15 protein-coding genes are annotated in these 18119 nt (G+C 49.8%); 2 read left to right on the forward strand and 13 right to left on the reverse strand.

Going from position 1 to position 18119, the window contains the following annotated elements; all coding sequences use genetic code 11:
• The first annotated feature begins 136 nt into the window (after window positions 1–136).
• Window positions 137–232: a stressosome-associated protein Prli42 gene (prli42, locus tag J7E21_RS05525; RefSeq protein ID WP_215105470.1), complete on the forward strand. Its 96-nt coding sequence runs from the start codon at window positions 137–139 to the stop codon at window positions 230–232.
• Window positions 233–365: 133 nt separating this feature from the next.
• On the opposite strand, the gene J7E21_RS05530 is transcribed toward prli42, so the two are convergent.
• The 13 genes from J7E21_RS05530 to J7E21_RS05590 form a co-directional block, all read right to left on the reverse strand.
• Window positions 366–1358: an aromatic acid exporter family protein gene (locus J7E21_RS05530; RefSeq protein WP_215105472.1), complete on the reverse strand. Its 993-nt coding sequence runs from the start codon at window positions 1356–1358 to the stop codon at window positions 366–368.
• A gap of 53 nt (window positions 1359–1411) precedes the next feature.
• Window positions 1412–1852 (reverse strand): BrxA/BrxB family bacilliredoxin, encoded by a 441-nt coding sequence (locus J7E21_RS05535; protein WP_215105474.1) that lies wholly within the window; start codon window positions 1850–1852, stop codon window positions 1412–1414.
• Between the two features lie 65 nt (window positions 1853–1917).
• A complete protein-coding gene (meaB, locus tag J7E21_RS05540; RefSeq protein WP_215105476.1) occupies window positions 1918–2985 on the reverse strand; it encodes a methylmalonyl Co-A mutase-associated GTPase MeaB in 1068 nt (355 codons plus the stop codon).
• The gene (gene scpA / locus J7E21_RS05545) at window positions 2985–5132 is read right to left on the reverse strand and encodes a methylmalonyl-CoA mutase (RefSeq protein WP_215105478.1); all 2148 of its coding nucleotides are present in this window, start codon (window positions 5130–5132) and stop codon (window positions 2985–2987) included. The genes meaB and scpA overlap by 1 nt, the downstream gene beginning before the upstream one ends.
• Complete coding sequence (locus J7E21_RS05550) at window positions 5133–6827, reverse strand: methylmalonyl-CoA mutase family protein (RefSeq protein WP_215105480.1); 1695 nt, start codon at window positions 6825–6827, stop codon at window positions 5133–5135.
• Between the two features lie 98 nt (window positions 6828–6925).
• Window positions 6926–8260, reverse strand: coding sequence for a dihydrolipoamide acetyltransferase family protein (locus tag J7E21_RS05555; protein ID WP_215105482.1), 1335 nt, complete (start codon window positions 8258–8260; stop codon window positions 6926–6928).
• A 565-nt stretch (window positions 8261–8825) separates the two neighbouring features.
• On the reverse strand, window positions 8826–9809 hold the full coding sequence (locus tag J7E21_RS05560; protein ID WP_215105484.1) for an alpha-ketoacid dehydrogenase subunit beta: 984 nt from the start codon (window positions 9807–9809) through the stop codon (window positions 8826–8828).
• On the reverse strand, window positions 9809–10813 hold the full coding sequence (locus J7E21_RS05565; protein ID WP_215105485.1) for a thiamine pyrophosphate-dependent dehydrogenase E1 component subunit alpha: 1005 nt from the start codon (window positions 10811–10813) through the stop codon (window positions 9809–9811). Before J7E21_RS05565 ends, J7E21_RS05560 begins: the two co-directional genes overlap by 1 nt.
• A gap of 13 nt (window positions 10814–10826) precedes the next feature.
• A complete protein-coding gene (lpdA, locus tag J7E21_RS05570) occupies window positions 10827–12254 on the reverse strand; it encodes a dihydrolipoyl dehydrogenase (protein WP_215105486.1) in 1428 nt (475 codons plus the stop codon).
• A gap of 24 nt (window positions 12255–12278) precedes the next feature.
• Window positions 12279–13364: a butyrate kinase gene (gene buk, locus J7E21_RS05575; RefSeq protein WP_215105487.1), complete on the reverse strand. Its 1086-nt coding sequence runs from the start codon at window positions 13362–13364 to the stop codon at window positions 12279–12281.
• A 28-nt stretch (window positions 13365–13392) separates the two neighbouring features.
• On the reverse strand, window positions 13393–14493 hold the full coding sequence (locus J7E21_RS05580) for a Leu/Phe/Val dehydrogenase (RefSeq protein WP_215105488.1): 1101 nt from the start codon (window positions 14491–14493) through the stop codon (window positions 13393–13395).
• Between the two features lie 143 nt (window positions 14494–14636).
• A complete protein-coding gene (yqiS, locus tag J7E21_RS05585; RefSeq protein WP_215105489.1) occupies window positions 14637–15545 on the reverse strand; it encodes a phosphate butyryltransferase in 909 nt (302 codons plus the stop codon).
• Between the two features lie 131 nt (window positions 15546–15676).
• Entirely contained in the window at window positions 15677–17719 is a 2043-nt protein-coding gene (locus J7E21_RS05590; protein ID WP_215105490.1) for a sigma-54 interaction domain-containing protein, read from the reverse strand.
• A 128-nt stretch (window positions 17720–17847) separates the two neighbouring features.
• Here J7E21_RS05590 and J7E21_RS05595 point away from each other — a divergent pair, with 128 nt between their 5' ends.
• Window positions 17848–18084 (forward strand): DUF2627 domain-containing protein, encoded by a 237-nt coding sequence (locus J7E21_RS05595; protein ID WP_215105491.1) that lies wholly within the window; start codon window positions 17848–17850, stop codon window positions 18082–18084.
• Window positions 18085–18119: the final 35 nt, after the last annotated feature.

Consider the following 18119-nt stretch of genomic DNA (forward strand, 5'->3'; position numbering starts at 1 on the left):
TTATTGTACCCATTCACCGGCAAAAACTCTAGTTGTTATCGAATATTATGAAAATGGAGATGTTGGCAGTTTAAAATTCTCCCCCAATATGGTATGATATGCTGAAAGTCCAGTTAATAAAGGAGCTATGCTATCCATGAGAAACCAAGCTGTCCGAAAAGTCATTGTCTATGCAATGGTCGGATTGATGCTGCTGTCGAGCCTGATGATGGGCTTAAGCTTCGTCATTTAATATGAATTTATCGAAAGAGCATCCGCAAGCGCCTGCAACAGGCGTTTCGGATGCTCTTTTTTCATGGGTGCATACAGGTGATGTGGATTCAACCGTGCAAAAAACCGGCCAGAGGGCTTCTCTGGCCGGTTTTTTATGCAGGTGATGCCATCAGCCCTTTTTTATTGTGGAAGCCTTTATAGGATTGCTTGATCTCCAAATACGTCTCCATCTCTTGGATGATGGCGTTCAGATCGGCCATCGCCAAAAATTTCTCATGCGTATCGGGCAATGGCATCGCAGCAAAGTTCGCTTTGACGTGATCCAATTTATCGATGTATTGATAGGCAGTATTTCCCGAATGGACATGTTCCGATAAGTCTTCGAGGAAATCAGCGACCAGTTGCGTCTGTCCGACAATGACCGGAAGTGCAGTGATTTTCGGCAAAATGCGCTCGATGATTTCAAGTTGCTGCTCGCGCATATCGAAATAATGATAATACTTGTTCTCATGGCGCAACAAGTGATTTTCAACATCTTGATATGCGAGTGCCTTTGCTTTATCGAGCAGCTTTTCCGCTTCCATCAATTCCTTGCCCGTCCAATCGGATTCCCCCTGGCGCAAGTAAATGGTGATTTCCTTGAACACCGACGAGTACAGACTTTCAATCTCCTCGCGGTAGCTGGCCAGTTTCTTTTCAATGCTCGGCATATACATATTGACCAGCAGTGCTGTCCCAAACCCGATCAACATGAGCAAGACTTCGTTGATGAATAACCCAGTCGTTAAGTTTTTCGCGTCGTATAGATGCAGCAGAATAACCGCACTTGAGACAAAGCCGTCCGAAAAGCCAAGGCTGACTAGTACCGGAATGAACAGGAGAATCATTAAGCCGAGCATCACCGGATGGTAAGTGCCCAGTTCAAAAAAGACATACGCAAAACCTATGGCGATCATGCTCGCAACAAAACGGGAGAACGCCGCGCGCACCGATTTTTTCTTGGTCGGCTGAATGCATAAAATCGCCAGAATACCCGCCGATACATAATATTCCAGCCCGATTAATTGGGCAAGATAAATGGCGATTGCTGCACCGAGCGCCGTTTTCATCGTCCGGTAGCCAATTCGATATGGTTTCAGTTTCATAGCTGCCTCCCCCGTTTACATAAAAAAATGCCCCGCTGCGGGGGCATTTTTAATCAGACTTCTTCGCAATGCTCTTCAAAAATCGATTGGATGTGCGTAATGACCGACATCGGATCGTGCCCTTCGATTTCGTGGCGGCCAATTTCATCCACTAATTTGCCGTCTTTCAAAAATGCGAATGACGGTGAAGAAGGCAAATGCTCGTCGCCGAACAAATCGCGTGCTTGTGCTGTCGCTTCTTTGTCCTGGCCGGCAAATACGGTAAACAGGTGATCTGGGCGCTTATCGTAATGAATCGAGTGCAGTGCTGCTGGACGGGCGATGCCGCCTGCACAGCCGCAAACTGAATTGATCATGACAAGGCTTGTTCCCGATTTGGCGAACGCTTGTTGCACGTCTTCCGCCGTTTGTAGTTGTGTATAGCCGCCGTCTTTTAGTTCTTGGCGGGCTTGTGTAACGATATCATTCATCAGGAAGTTAAAATCCATGCTCATTTGTACCACTCCTTCATTATTGCTGTTCTTATCATATCAGGACAGCGGCACAGTTGCAAAAAAGCTTACTCGAACAGCTGTGCGACCGCTTGGGAGACCGTCAGCTCATCGCTGAGTATGCGCTGTTCCAATTGTATAACTTGCTGTTTTCGCTCTGCGTCCCCGTAAAAACGGCTGAGCAGTTCATCGGTTATCATCGAATGGAACCAATCCTGCGTTTGTTCTTGGCGCCGCGTATTCCAATAGCCGCTTTCTTTGACCAATTGTTCGAATTCCTGCACCATGTCCCATACTTCCCGGATACCTGCTCCTTCTATGGAAGATACCGCCAAGGGACGCGTCGTCCAGCCTTCCGTTGCCGGCTGGAGAAAATGCAGCATTTGCTTGTACTCGCGCACCGTTCTGTTGGCGAGCGGCAAATTGTCGCGATCTGCTTTATGGACGATCATGGCATCCGCAAGTTCTAAAATGCCTTTTTTCATGCCTTGCAGTTCATCGCCAGCACCCGTTAAGACGAGTAGCAGGAACATATCGACCATGCCACGCACCAAAGTTTCGCTTTGGCCGACACCGACCGTTTCGACCAATATGACATCGTATCCGGCCGCTTCGCATAAAAGCATTGTCTCGCGGGTTTTTTTATGGACGCCGCCGAGCGTTCCGGCAGTCGGCGACGGCCGGATGAACGCTTGCGGATTTCTCGCAAGCTCCTCCATGCGCGTTTTGTCGCCGAGTATACTGCCTCCCGTGCGTGAAGAGCTCGGATCGATTGCGAGCACCGCCACACGGTGGCCGAGCTCAGTCAGCATCGTCCCGAAGGTTTCGATAAACGTGCTTTTTCCAGCTCCTGGGACACCTGTGATGCCAATGCGGATGCTGTTCCCGGTTTTCGGCAACAGCACATTCAATAATTGCTGGCCTCGCTGTTTATGCTCCGGATTGGTGCTCTCGAGCAAGGTGATTGCCTTACCGAGATGCAGGCGCGATCCGCTTTCGACGCCGCGAGCGAGCTCGTCCAAATCAAACTGGCTGTTTGCGGGCTTCTTGAATTTTTTTCTCGGCACGGCTTTCATGCCATCGTGCGCATCCGAAACTCCCGACATGACCTGTCTGGACTGCTTATCCCGGTCCATCAGTCCACCTCTTCCTCGTAACCGAGGCGCGCATAAATTTCTTCTATGACTTTCTGGGCAGCGACCGGAATAACTGTTCCCGGCCCGAAAATCGCACTTGCGCCGTTGTTGCGCAGAAATTCATAATCCTGAGCTGGAATGACGCCGCCGACGACGATCAAAATATCTTCCCGCCCGACTTTTTTCAGTTCTGCCGCAAGGTCCGGCACGAGTGTCATATGGCCTGCTGCAAGCGAACTGACGCCGATGACATGAACATCATTTTCCGCAGCCTGTTGCGCCGTTTCGGCCGGTGTCTGGAACAACGGCCCGATATCGACATCAAAGCCGAGATCGGCGAATGCAGTCGAGATGACTTTCGCGCCGCGATCGTGGCCGTCCTGGCCCATTTTCGCAATCAAAATACGCGGACGGCGCCCTTCATTGCCGATAAATTCTTCAGTCATTTGTTTGACGACCTGCATTTCCTCCTGGTTTGAGAAGTTTGAACTGTATACCCCGCTCACGGAACGAATCACCGCCTTATGTCTGCCGGATGCTTTTTCGATGGCATCCGAAATTTCACCGAGTGATGCGCGGTGGCGTGCTGCTTCGATGGCACAAGCGAGAATATTATCTTCACCGCTCTCAGCTGCTTTGGTCAACTCCAAGAGCGCTTTGTCGACTTTTTTCTGGTCGCGTGTATCGCGCATTTTGTCCAGCCGCTCGATCTGCTTTTTGCGTACCATCGTATTGTCGATGTTCAAAATATCGATTGGGTCTTCCTGGTCGAGTCGGTAGCGATTGACGCCGATGATCGTCTCTTCGTTCGAATCGATTTGGGCTTGTTTTTTCGCTGCCGCTTCTTCGATGCGCATTTTCGGCAAGCCAGTTTCGATTGCTTTAGCCATGCCGCCGAGTTCTTCGACTTCTTCAATCAAAGTCCACGCTTTTTCCATGAGTTCTTCAGTCAGCTTTTCGACATAATACGAGCCGCCCCACGGATCGATCGTATTGGTCATCAAGGTTTCTTCCTGCAGGAACAATTGCGTATTGCGCGCGATGCGAGCCGAGAAATCGGTCGGCAAGGCAATCGCCTCATCCAATGCGTTCGTGTGCAAGGACTGCGTATGGCCCATAGCCGCCGCATTCGCCTCGAGCAAAGTCCGCGTGACGTTATTGAACGGATCCTGCTCCGTCAAGCTCCACCCGGAAGTTTGGGAATGTGTGCGGAGCGCCAGTGATTTAGGGTTCTGCGGATCGAAGCTCTTCATCATTTTCGCCCAAATTTCACGTCCTGCGCGCATTTTCGCCACTTCCATAAAGTAGTTCATGCCGATGCCCCAGAAGAACGACAAACGCGGTGCGAATTGGTCGATGCCGATGCCTGCGTCCAAGCCGGTACGGACATATTCCAAACCGTCTGCCAGCGTATAGGCAAGTTCGATATCGGCCGTTGCGCCGGCTTCCTGGATATGGTAGCCCGAAATGGAGATTGAATTGTATTTCGGCATATGGTCGGATGTGTATTTAAAGATATCCGCGATGATCTGCATCGACATCGCCGGTGGATAGATGTACGTATTGCGCACCATGTATTCTTTTAAAATATCGTTTTGGATCGTGCCGGCCAGCTGCTCCGGCGATACCCCTTGTTCTTCTGCTGCGACGATAAAGAACGCCATGATCGGCACAACTGCACCGTTCATCGTCATCGAGACCGACATTTGGTCGAGCGGGATGCCATCGAACAGGATTTTCATGTCTTCGACGCTGTCGATTGCGACGCCCGCTTTCCCGACATCGCCCACTACACGAGGGTGATCGGAATCATAGCCACGGTGCGTTGCAAGATCGAATGCCACAGATAAGCCCTTTTGCCCCATCGCCAAATTGCGGCGGTAGAATGCATTGCTTTCTTCGGCTGTTGAGAATCCGGCATACTGGCGCACAGTCCAAGGCCGTGATGCGTACATCGTCGGATATGGCCCGCGCACGTTCGGCGCTATTCCCGGCAAACTCGTCTGTGGTTTGTTCAAGTCTTTGGATGTGTAGAACGGTTTTACGGCGATGCCTTCATTTGTCATAAAAGCACTGTCGTCGCGCTCGCCTAATTTTGCAATATCCAGTTTTGTTACATCTATGTTTCTAAAATCAGGTGTCGTCATTTACAGCGCCTCCTTTCCGAGCGACAAAACGTCTTTCAATTTGGCAATCAACGGCTTTCCGGCATAGAGACAATCACGGATGCCGTTTGCTTCCCAGTTAGCCATGGTTTCGGCATCGACTTTTCCGGCGACGTCAATGGCCGTTTGCGGTTTCAGGCCAGGCACGATTTTCGCAAGTGTATCCTGGCTGCCGCATAATACCGCATAGTCGAGTTCCTCAGAACGGATAAAACGGTTGACTTCGTCTGCGGAAGATAGATAAGGGCTGATTTCGGGCTCGATTCCCGCAACGGAAAGAAAACCTGACACAAAGTCCGCCTGAGGTTTCACCGCTTTTAACGGTTCCAACAAGATAATGGCTGATTTGATGCTCGTTTCGCGGCTTTTAGCGCGCAGTTTCTCAAATGGTGTTGACAAGCGTTTGGCGGTCATGTATTCCAAGTGTGCCGCATCAATTTTCGAGTCCTTTACTGGTTCTTGTGGATTGGCGTATACATTCGTGCCGATTAATGAAGTTTTGCGCTTGGTTGCCTGTTGCTCGCGTTCGAGCCACTTCGCTTGGATGTCATCAGTCAGCCAGCCTGTGCGTTTGACTTCAGAATAGCCGCCAGCTTCCTGGATTTCGCAGAAATAATTCCAAGCAGCATCTACGTACTGGCGAGTTAAGCTTTCGATAAAGTAAGATCCGCCTGCGGCATCCGTGACATGCGATACGTGGGATTCTTCTTTAATGACCAACTGGACATTGCGGGCGATGCGGCGGCTCGATGCGGTCGGAACCGTAAGGAAATCGTGCGGATGCACCGTGTGCCCGTCAGTTCCGGCTAATACTGCCGAGAATGTTGCATTGCCGGCACGCAGTAGATTGACATATGGATCCAATTTGGAATATGAGCGGACGGAGGTTTCCGTAAACACCGGAATGCGTGGTGCCTGCTCGCCGTATGCGGTGCCGAATGCCTGCCACAAGATGCGGAATGCGCGTATTTTTGCGATTTCCTGGAAGAAATGCGTATCGACCGCAAAACGCACCCAAAACTTACTGGCCGCTTGTTCGAATGTTTGCTCTTTCAACGACTCCGCCATCATGCTCAGTGCCACACCCAACTCATGTATAATGGTGCCGCCGGCATTATGCGTCGGCAGTGTATCGATCAATTCGGTGCGGACCTTAGCAGGTGCTTTGACGGCTTCTGCTGCAAAAATAACGCCTTGTACCTCGTCCTGCTGCTCTGTTGTCAGCAATTCGAAGACGCGCAATATCGGATCTTGTTCTTCGATCAATTTAAAATAAATCGGATAGCGGACGATCAAGGCTGCTAATTCTTCTAGCTGCACTTCGGTCCAGTCGAACGGGTGAGCGCTCGTGTAGACAATAGCTTCGTTGCCTCGTGCAAGGTCTTCTTTTGTCACTGTTAAAAACATCTCGGCATCTTCTGCTGCAATTTCCTGTGCGACGATCCAGGAAGATTGGAACTTCCCGCTTTGCACCGCAGCCGTCTGCGCATTTACATCGGATACAGTCCGCTCCAACATACTTTCTGTATAAAGGGGTTCGAGGGTAATGTCTTCTATTGTTCGCGTTTTCATCACCTTGTCAAAATCTTTTCCTTTTAAAGCAGCTACTGCTGCTTGTTTCCATTCATCGTATGTACGCTCAGGAAACTGAATGTTTTTCATCGATTCAATCGTCAAACTATTCCCTCCTCAAAGCTTTCTGTTTCTAGTTTACCTGACACAGCGGGTTACTGAAAGAAAAAAAAGCTTGAAGTCCGAAGACTCCAAACTTTTCATTAATATACGGAAGTGTTTTCTTTGTTCATTTTCTCGAGAATTTCTTTGACGCGTGCCAAGAATTGGCCACAGACAAGACCGTCAAGAACGCGGTGGTCGAGTGACAAGCACAAGTTGACCATATCACGTGCCGCGATCATGCCACCTTGCATGATAACTGGGCGCTTGATGATCGATTCAACTTGAAGAATCGCTGCCTGCGGGTGGTTGATGATGCCCATCGACTGGACAGAACCGAACGACCCAGTGTTGTTGACAGTGAACGTCCCGCCCTGCATGTCCGCAGACTTCAGTTTGCCGGTGCGTGCTTTTTGTGCCAATTCGTTGACTTCACGGCCGATCCCTTTGACTGATTTTTCATCAGCGTTTTTGATGACCGGAACGAACAACGCATTGTCGGACGCGACAGCGATCGAGATGTTGATATCTTTTTTCTGGATGATCTTATCTCCTGCCCACATTGAATTCATCATTGGGAATTCTTTCAATGCTTGGGAAATAGCTTTGACGAAGAACGCGAAATAGGTAATGTTGAAGCCTTCTTTTTTCTTGAAGTCGCCTTTGATGGAATCGCGGAATTGCGCGAGATCCGTCACGTCGACTTCGATCATCATCCAAGCGTGCGGTGCTTCATGCTTGCTCTTGAGCATATTCGCTGCAATCGCTTTGCGCACGCCGGAAACTGGAATTTCAATATCTCCGGGTGCCGATTCGATTGGCGCTTGTTTCGCTGCCGGTTCTTTCGGTACTTGTGGTGCGGCTTCTTGAGCTGGTTCAGCCGATTGTGGCGCTTGTGCCTGCTGATCTCCGGCTTGCGGGATATTGCCGCTGTCGATCAACTGCATCAAATCTTTACGGGTAATGCGCCCTTCGTTTCCAGATCCTTCGACTTGGTTTAAATCGATGTCGTGTTCTTGCGACAAACGAAGAACGGCCGGTGAATAACGCGCTTTGCCGACTTGAGGCTTAGCAGGTTTAGTGGAACCTTTTTCACCTTCCAGTTTTTTCGTCGGCGCAGCTCCTGCAGCCGGCATTTCATTGGCTTTTTCACCAGCAGCGGGTTTTGCTTCTTCCACTTCTGCCGAACCGCCGCCTTCTGTTTCAATCGTGCAGACAACTTCGCCGACTTCCAGCGTTTCGCCTTCAGCTGCAATCAATTCCTTGATCGTGCCTGTAAACGATGACGGGACTTCCGCCGTTACTTTATCGGTATTGACTTCTGCCAGCGGGTCATATTTATTGACGTGGTCGCCTGGCTGGACGAGCCATTTTTCGATCGTGCCTTCAGTGACACTCTCACCGAGCTGAGGCATCGTGATTTTTTCGATAGCCAATGGGATTCCTCCTCTTCAATGTATTCCACATTTCTGCGTATCCGTTGCCAGCCCCTCGAGGTCGCTTCAATCCCGCCTGCCGTGGCAAAGAGCGCCAGTACCGGCGTGATCTCCAGCGCATGTCGGGGCTACACGAGCAACTCCGCTTTTCTATTTGTCTAGCTGCAATGGCCAGGTTCTCGGATCATAAGCCGTTTCATAGTCTAGTTCAGTGCCTAGCTCTTCGGGTCATAAGCCGTTTCATAGTCTAGTTCAGTGCCTAGCTCTTCGGGTCATAAGCCGCCCCGGCTGTGCAGCAAAGAGCGCCGCTTCGCCGGTTTGTCTTATGCCTGTCAGAGCTGGACAGGCACTTCCACTTTTCAATGCTGCGTGGCAAAGAGCGCCACTTCGCCAGTTCGTCTTATGCCTGTCGAACCTGAGCGGCCATTTTCGCTTTTCTTCTTGTCTAGCTCCGTTGCCAGCCCCTCGAGGTCGCTTCAGTCTGTCCTGCAATGGCACAAAACGCCATTTCCGGCTAGACTTCCAGCGCTTGTCGGGGCTAGATGGGCAACTCCGCTTTTCTTCTTTAATACTCAGCGAGTTCTCGCATTGCTTTTTCGACTTTATCCGGGTTGATCATGAAGAATTTCTCCATTGTCGGCGCGTATGGCATCGCCGGAATGTCTGGGCCAGCAAGACGTTTGATCGGTGCATCGAGGTCGAACAGGCAGTGTTCAGCAATGATTGCTGCCACTTCGCCGATGATGCTGCCTTCTTTATTATCTTCTGTGACCAGAAGAACTTTCCCAGTCTTTTTCGCTGCTTCGATGATTCCTTCTTTATCTAGCGGGTAGATTGTGCGCAAGTCCAGGATGTGGACCGAATAGCCATCTTCCGCCAGGCGCTCTGCTGCTTGCAAGGCGAAGTGTACAGCTAGTCCGTATGTGATGACAGTGATGTCTTCCCCTTCACGTTTCACGTCTGCTTTGCCGATTTCAATCGTGTAATCTTCTTCCGGCACTTCGCCTTTGATCAGGCGGTATGCACGTTTGTGTTCAAAAAACATGACCGGATCATCGTCGCGGATGGCCGCTTTCAAAAGACCTTTTGCATCGTATGGAGTCGAAGGGATGACGATTTTCAATCCTGGCTGGTTCGCAAATATCGCTTCCACAGACTGGGAATGATAAAGCGCACCGTGCACACCGCCGCCGAATGGAGCACGGAAGACGATCGGGCAAGACCAGTCGTTGTTTGAACGGTAACGGATGCGTGAAGCTTCCGAAATGATTTGGTTGACGGCAGGCATGATGAAATCTGCAAACTGAAACTCTGCAATCGGGCGCAAGCCGTACATGGCCGCACCGATTCCGACGCCGGCAATGGCTGATTCAGCAAGCGGTGCATCTATTACGCGGTCTTCGCCGAACTCATCGTAAAGCCCCTGAGTCGCTTTGAAGACGCCGCCTTTTTTCCCGACATCTTCCCCAAGTACGAAAACGTTTTCGTCACGTGCCATTTCTTCTTTCATGGCAAGCGTGATGGCATCGATATAACTCATAACGGCCATTATTCGTTTCCTCCTTTTTCAGCATAAACGTATTTCATTGCGCTTTCTGCTGGTGCATATGGTGCACTTTCCGCATAATCCGTCGCTTCGTTGACGAGGACCATGATGCGGTCGTTGATTTCTTTTTCTAGTTCATCGTTCATGATGCCGTTTTCTTTCAAATAAGCGCCGAATAAAAGAATCGGATCTTTTTCTTTTTGTGCAGCCAACTCATCAGCTGAACGGTATTGGCGCTGGTCATCATCAGATGAGTGAGCAGTCATGCGCTCGGAAACCGTTTCGATGAGGCTCGGCCCTTCGCCACGGCGTGCGCGGTCCGCTGCTTCTTTCACATGCTTATAAACTTCGATCGGGTCGTTGCCGTCGATTGTCACACCCGGCATGCCGTAGCTTGCCGCGCGGTCCGAAACGTTTTTGCTTGCCACTTGGCGCTCGAACGGAACGGAAATCGCATAGCGATTGTTTTCGACCATCGTGATGACCGGCAGTTTGTGGACGCCGGCAAAGTTCAAGCCTTCGTGGAAATCGCCTTGGTTGGAAGAGCCTTCCCCAAGTGTATTGAACGTGATGAAATCCTGTTTTTTCATTTTCCCGGCTAACGCAACGCCGACTGCATGAGGCAATTGCGTCGTTACAGGAGAAGAACCCGTCAGGATGCGGTTTTTCTTCTGGCCGAAATGCCCTGGCATCTGGCGTCCGCCGGAGTTCGGGTCTTCCTCTTTAGCGAATGCTGACAGCATCAATTCTTTCGGTGTCATTCCGAAGTGCAGAACGACGCCGAGGTCGCGGTAATACGGTGCGACATAGTCTTTTGTGTTATCAAGAGCATACGCTGCTCCGACTTGTGCCGCTTCTTGGCCTTGGCAAGAAATAACGAATGGAATCTTTCCTGCACGGTTAAGGAGCCACATGCGCTCATCGACGCGGCGCGCTGTCATCATCGTTTCGTAAATGTTCAGCACATCGTCATTAGTCAATCCTACTTCTTCGTGTTTCGTAGCCATTGAATTTCCTCCTTTAACTATGGATCGCTTTGCCGTCTACCGCCAAAGCTGCTTCGCCCATGACTTCTGAAAGCGTTGGATGGGGATGGATCGTGTCCGCAATTTCCCATGGTGTTGCATCGAGGACCATCGCAAGTCCTGCTTCTGAAATCATATCCGTTACGTGCGGTCCGATCATATGAACGCCGAGAATATCGTTTGTTTCTTTGTTTGCAATGATTTTGACAAAGCCATCAGACTCGCCGTAAACGAGCGCTTTGCCGATTGCTTTAAAGGTGAATTTGCCGACCTTTATGTCAAAGCCTTGTTCTTTCGCCTGCTCTTCTGTAATCCCGACGCTCGCCGCTTCCGGATTCGAGTAGACGCAGCGGGAAACGAGATCATAATCGATAGCATGCGGTGCGTTTCCTTTGATGTGCTCGACTGCTGTAATGCCTTCGTGAGAAGCTACGTGCGCGAGCTGCATGCCGCCGATGACATCGCCGATCGCATAAATATGGGATTCTTTCGTTTGGAATGTATTTTTCACTTGGATAAATCCTTTGTCGACGATAATATCCGTGTTTTCGATTCCAATGTTTTCCACGTTCGCTTGGCGGCCGACAGATACCAGCATTTTCTCAGCTGTAAAGGTTTCGTTGGTGCCGTTAATCTCGGCTTGGATCGTGACCTTGCCATCACCTTTTTCGACCGTTTCCGGTAAAACTTTCGCGCTGGTTGCAAAGGTCACGCCTTTTTTCTTCAGCAATTTCTGCATTTCTTTGGAAATGTCTTTGTCTTCGGTCGGAACGATGCGATCTGCGTATTCGAGAACCGTCACTTCGACGCCGAAATCGTTGAGCATCGATGCCCACTCGATTCCGATGACGCCGCCGCCGACGATCAAAATGGATTTCGGAAGCTCTGCCATCACAAGCGCTTCATCTGAACTCATGACCAATTCACCATCGATATCAAGTCCTGGCAAAGTCCGTGGCCGTGAGCCGGTTGCAACGATGACATTATTCGGAATCAACATTTCGTTTTCTTCGCCGTTGTTCATTTCTACCGAAATCGTACCCGGGTTTGGAGAGAAAATCGAAGGTCCGAGAATTCGGCCAATGCCTTCGTACACATCGATTTTGCCTTTTTTCATCAAGCCTTGGACGCCTGCGTGCAATTGATCGACGATTCCCTGCTTGCGCTGTTGGACGCGGGAGAAATCGAGCGATACTTCACCCGTGATGACGCCAAACTCTGCTGCATGGTTTTTGGTCGTCGCGTATACTTCTGCACTGCGCAATAATGCTTTACTCGGGATACAGCCTTGGTGCAGGCATGTGCCGCCTAAATTGCCTTTTTCAACAATAGCTGTTTTGAGTCCGAGCTGTGCTGAGCGGATCGCTGCGACATAACCGCCCGTACCGCCGCCTAAAATGACGACATCGTAATTTTGAGCCATAGGGTATTCCTCCTTTGAGATTGATTAACCGTTCGGATATATTCTCGCTTGTTCTTCGCCATCTAGAACACGGCTCGCACCTTCTGCGAGCGCCTGCAATTCATTTTCTCCGGGATGGACCACGACGTCCGCAATCCAGGAAATCCGTTCAGAGATTGATTTGACGAAGTCTTTGCCGTACGCTAAGCCGCCCGTCAAAATGATGGCGTCCACTTGGCCTTTTAAGACGGCGCTGGCGGAGCCGATTTCTCGCGCTACTTGATACGCCATTGCATCATAGATCAGCGCGGCTTCTTTATCGCCTTTTTGGATGCGTTTTTCGACCGTCACAGCGTCATTGGTTCCGAGATAGCCGACCAAGCCGCCTTGCCCAACCAATTTTTTCATAACTTCATCGCGGTAATACTGTCCGGAAAAACACAATTCGACTAAATCACCGGCAGGCACCGTGCCCGCCCGTTCTGGACTGAACGGGCCATCGCCGTGCAAACCATTGTTGACATCGATGACTTTTCCGTCTTCATGGACACCGACTGTAATGCCGCCCCCCATATGCGTGACGATTAGGCGCAACTCCTTATAAGCACGCCCAGTTTCTTTCGCATAGCGCCTTCCGACTGCTTTTTGGTTGAGCGCGTGGAAGATCGACTTGCGTTCAATGAGCGAAAATCCGGATACGCGCGCAATCGGGGCCAGTTCATCGACGACCACCGGATCGACGATAAATGCAGGAATGTTAAGACCTTCGGCAATTTCATGTGCGATGATGCCCCCGAGGTTGGATGCATGCTGGCCGGAATAGCCTTCATGCAAATCTTCGAGCATCTCTTCATTGACGGCATACGTACCGCCTTCGATCGGCCGGAGCAACCCGCCTCTACCGCATACAGCAGCAAGTTTCGAGACGTTCATGCCTTCTTTATCCAATGCTTCTAATATGGTTTGTTTACGAAATTGAAACTGGTCAATAATGGCAGGGAAATCCGCCAACTCTTCAGTGGAGTGGCGGATAGTTTTTTCAAGGATCTGGACATCGTTGTCAAAAACGCCGATCTTTGTCGAAGTTGAGCCGGGATTAATGACCAGAATTCGATTCAGCTGTTTTTGCACATCGATCCCTCCGTTTCTTCTTTCAACTTTAGCGTCTGCTTAAAATGTCATGGCCGTGGCCGTTGCGCAAGAACTGGCTTCTTGATTTGCGGACGCGCTCGATGCGCTCTTCCGCCATGCGATCAGCCGCGATATAGCTTGGCACGCCATCGCGCTTCGCAATTTCAAAGATGCGTGTGATGCTATCGTAGATCGTCTCGACACGTTTCATGGCTCGTTCGTTGTTATAGCCGTAAAGCTCATCCGCTACGTTGATGACGCCGCCTGAGTTAATGACGAAGTCCGGTGCATAAACGATGCCGCGAGCTTCGAGTTCATTGCCGTGGCGTTCTTCTTTCAATTGGTTGTTCGCAGATCCTGCGACCACTTTCACTTTTAATTGTGGAATCGTTTCATCGTTGATGATCGCGCCCATCGCACACGGTGCAAAGATATCCGCTTCTACTGCATAGATTTCATTTGGCTCGACAGCTGTTGCGCCGAATGCGTCGACTGCACGCTGAACCGCTTCTTTATTGATATCTGTGACGATCAATTTCGCGCCTTCTTTATGCAAGTATTCGCAAAGTGGATATGCGACGTTTCCGACACCTTGGACTGCGACTGTTTTGCCTTCGAGTGAATCATCGCCGAATGCTTCAAGAGCCGCAGCTTTCATTCCGATATAAGAACCGTAAGCAGTGACTGGTGACGGGTTGCCTGAAGAACCGAATGCTGGTGAGATTCCTGTTACGAAATTTGTTTCCTCATGGATCATGTCCATGTCGGCTACAGTAGTCCCTACATCTTCTGCTGTAATATAGCGTCCGTTCAAGCCTTGGATATAACGGCCGAAAGCGCGGAACATTTCTTCGTTTTTGTCTTTCAATGGATCGCCGATGATGACGGTTTTTCCGCCGCCAAGGTTCAGGCCGGCTGCTGCATTTTTATAAGTCATTCCGCGTCCGAGGCGGATTGCATCTTCTATTGCTTCTTCTTCTGTTTCATAGTTCCACATGCGCGTACCGCCGAGAGCCGGCCCAAGCGTCGTGTCGTGGATGCAAATGATGGCTTTAAGCCCTGAGTTTTTATCTTGGCAAAATACCAATTGCTCGTAGTCGTGTTCTTCCATTTTTTTGAAAATTTCCATTGTATAATTCCTCCTAGTAGTTTATCCTGCTTTAATGGACCGTAACACTCCCGCTTTTTAAGTGGGAGATCAACGGGCCGTAATAGTCCGATTAGATCACCTGAAAATCAGTGGGGTAAAGCCTCTCTGATTGAAGTTTCTCTTTATAAAGTCGCTGAGCGCAAGGCTAAAGCGAGCGAGAATAATTTGCTTTCTGCACTGTCGGCGCGCGATGTTAATACGATCGGCGCTTTAGCGCCTGCGATGATGCCACCGACTTTGGCTTTGGAAAAGTAGACCAGTGATTTATACAGGATGTTGCCCGCTTCGATATTCGGCACGAGCAGAATGTCTGCGTTGCCAGCTGTATCTCCTTCGATGCCTTTATGTTTCGCGGCTTCTGTGGAAATGGCGTTGTCTAAAGCTAGCGGTCCGTCCACTATGCAATCCGTGATTTGCCCGCGCTTGTTCATCGCCGTCAGCGCTGCTGCATCCAAAGTAGCTTGCATTGCAGGATTAACGATTTCCACCGCCGCAAGAGCTGCAACAATCGGCATAGTGACGCCTACTGAATGCGCGACGTGCACCGCATTGCGGATGATCTGAGCTTTTTCCTGCAGCGTCGGTTCAAGATTCATGCCGGCATCCGTGACGAAGATGAGCTTGTCATAGCCCTCCACTTCAAAAGCTGCGACATGGGATAAAACCTTGCCGGTACGCAGTCCGTAATCGGCGTTGAGTGCAGCTTTCATTAATGTGGCTGTCGGTATATGTCCTTTCATCAAGACGCTGGCGTCATTGTGAAACACGGCCCGGACAGCTTCTTTTGCCGCTTGCTGCGGTCCCTTGGCATGATGGATTGATAGCTTCGGGTGGTTTTTCAAATGGGGGAAATCAGTTGAGATCAATTGTTTTAACGTTGTTTCGTCATCATATAGATGAAAGCTTGCCAAATTCTGTTCAAGCGCTAAGCTGATGGCTTCGAGTACAGCTGAATCAGCGGCTGCTGCGACTGCGACAGCATGTTCATTGGACAAGTCGATTTCATCGGCGATGCTCTGTAAAGTGGTCATATCTATCACCTCATTCTTTTTAATTAAAACAGAAGAAAGCTTGGGATATAAGGGATGTAAGCGTTTTATTTACGAAATAGCGGCCTTCTCTTTGCAAATTCTTGCAAAACCTTGCAAAGAGTTGCAAAACCTTATAATAGTCTGAATTTTTCCAATTTATAGTACAAGGTCCTCAAGGAAATTTCGAGTTGTTTTGCTGTTTTTGATTTATTGCCTTTTGCTTCTTCAAGCGTCCGGTGGAGTATGCTGCGTTCTAGCGTTTCCAATTGCTCCTGCAAAGGCGCGGATGTCGGGATGACCACTTCATTTTTCGCTTCTTTAGACTTCAGCATGTTGAGGGGAATGTGTTCTTCGGTCATGATGTTATCGTTCATCTGCATGAAGATCATCGAACGGCTTAGAATGTTTTCGAGTTCGCGGACATTGCCCGGCCAGTCATACATCTTTAAATACTGAAGCGCTTTGTCCGATAGGCTCTCCACATTACGGCCGTATTCCTGGTTCAATTTCATCAGCAGACGGTCAGTGATGCGCGGGATGTCCTGTTTTCTGCTGCGCAGCGGCGGAATCAAGATTGGCATGCGGTTCAGGCGGTAATACAGGTCCTCCCGGAACGTGCCGTCAAGCAGCGCCTTTTCCATATTGGCATTGGTCGATGCGATGACACGAACATTGACCGGAATCGGTTTGGTCCCACCGATCCGCAAGGTTTCATGCTCTTGCAGCACCCTCAGTAGTTTGCTTTGGATCTGCGGCGATAACTCTCCGATCTCATCCAGAAAAATACTGCCTTTATTCGCTTCTTCCAATAATCCGCGCTTTGTCCCTGTCCGATTATCTGGCAAAGCACCTTCTTCGTAGCCGAACAATTCCGCATCGAGCTGCTCACTCGACACCGCCGCACAGTTGACGCGCACAAATTTATTGAACTGGCGTTCACTGGCGCTGTGTATGGCGTGTGCGAACAATTCCTTACCAGTACCTGATTCACCGCGCAACAGCACCGTCACGAGCGTCTGTGCGGCGAGCTTGGCCTGTTGCAAGGACAATTGCATCTCCGAAGACAATCCGATGATATCATCAAACGTATACTTCGATTCCAAGGTCCTTATGATGCTCCTCGCACGGTCCAGTTCTTTCATGAGCGAACGGATTTCCGTCGTGTCGTGGATAACGCCGACGCTGCCTTTTAATTGATTGTCGACGATAATCGGCGCGACATTGACAATGACTTCGCGTTTCGCTGGGCCAACTTTCAAATTGACGCCGCGCACCGGCTTGCGGGTCTGAAGCGCTTTAAAGTGCATGCTTTCGCCTTCAGAAATATCGGCGGATGCCGGCCGGCCGATCACTTGGTCCATTTCCAGTCCCGTAATGCGTGTATAAGCCGGATTGACCAGTAAGCCGTTGCCTTTTTCATCAACAACGGAAATAGCATCATCGCTCGACTGGATAATCGCTTGGAGCATCGTCTGGATTTCTTTCAAGTCGGTGATTTCTTCTGCCAGCGACACAACTTCCGTAATATCCTTAAAAACCGCAAACGCCCCGATTAGTTCACCGGTCTCATCGATCATTGGAAAACGGCTCGTGACAATTTTCGAGCCGTCCTTCAATTCCAATTCCCTGTTTAGTTCCGTTCTGCCGGTTTGGGCGATCCTCGGAAGTTCGCTCATCGAAATGAGCTCATGAATATGGCGGCCAATCGCGTTTTGCTGTTCCACGCCAAGCATGCGTGCTGCACTGCGGTTGATGAAATTGATGTGGTTATTGCAGTCGATTCCAACCATGCCTTCATCGATCGAGTTGAAAATGATGGAGCCTTTGTGGCTTTCGTTGCTCAACCGATTAATGTAATGCTCTTTCTCGTCCATCAGACGGACGAATATATTCGCGACACTACCCGGGATGATGACGGTGCGCGGCGGGTAATATCGGCGCAAGCGCTGTGTCAGCTCATCATCACCTGTCACGTTGAACACAATATCAACGGTTTTAGATAACTCACGGTAATCCGAAGCGGTGGCAATATTGTATTTTGAAGCTACTAGCAAAGCAGGCGCCACAGCATCGATGTCCGCAACCCCTTCAACATGAAACAATCCGGATTCCACCAGCAGTTTCAGAATGGCCGAGCCGCCGATGCCCCCCCCAATAATAATTACTTTTTGCAATTTCCTTCAAACCTTTCCAAGTCAATTCGTGCAATAGTCTGCACAGTTACTTCTAGACTAACGCAGGGGACAATTCTTGACAACTTTGAGCAGATTGGAAACAATAGACGATGAAGGATGTGGAATAGATGGGACGATTGATTGCATTTATCATTTTGCTGATTCCCGGTATCATGGCCGCCTATGGCATCAAACTAATGCGGGATACCCTTTTCAATAAACTGCTCGAACCGTATCCGGCTTTGTGGATGCAGTTTACGCTCGGTACGCTTTTCACAGTGATCGGCATCGCTTTTTTTGCCGGTTTTCTGTTGAACCGCGACCGCAAAAAGGGCAATGTTTCTGAACGCTTCCAAAAACGATAAAGCATGCAAGGTTTGGATCAAACAAAAAAAGACAG

It is taken from the genome of Planococcus sp. ISL-109 (genome assembly GCF_018613655.1).
In the GTDB taxonomy this organism is placed as follows: Bacteria; Bacillota; Bacilli; order Bacillales_A; family Planococcaceae; genus Planococcus.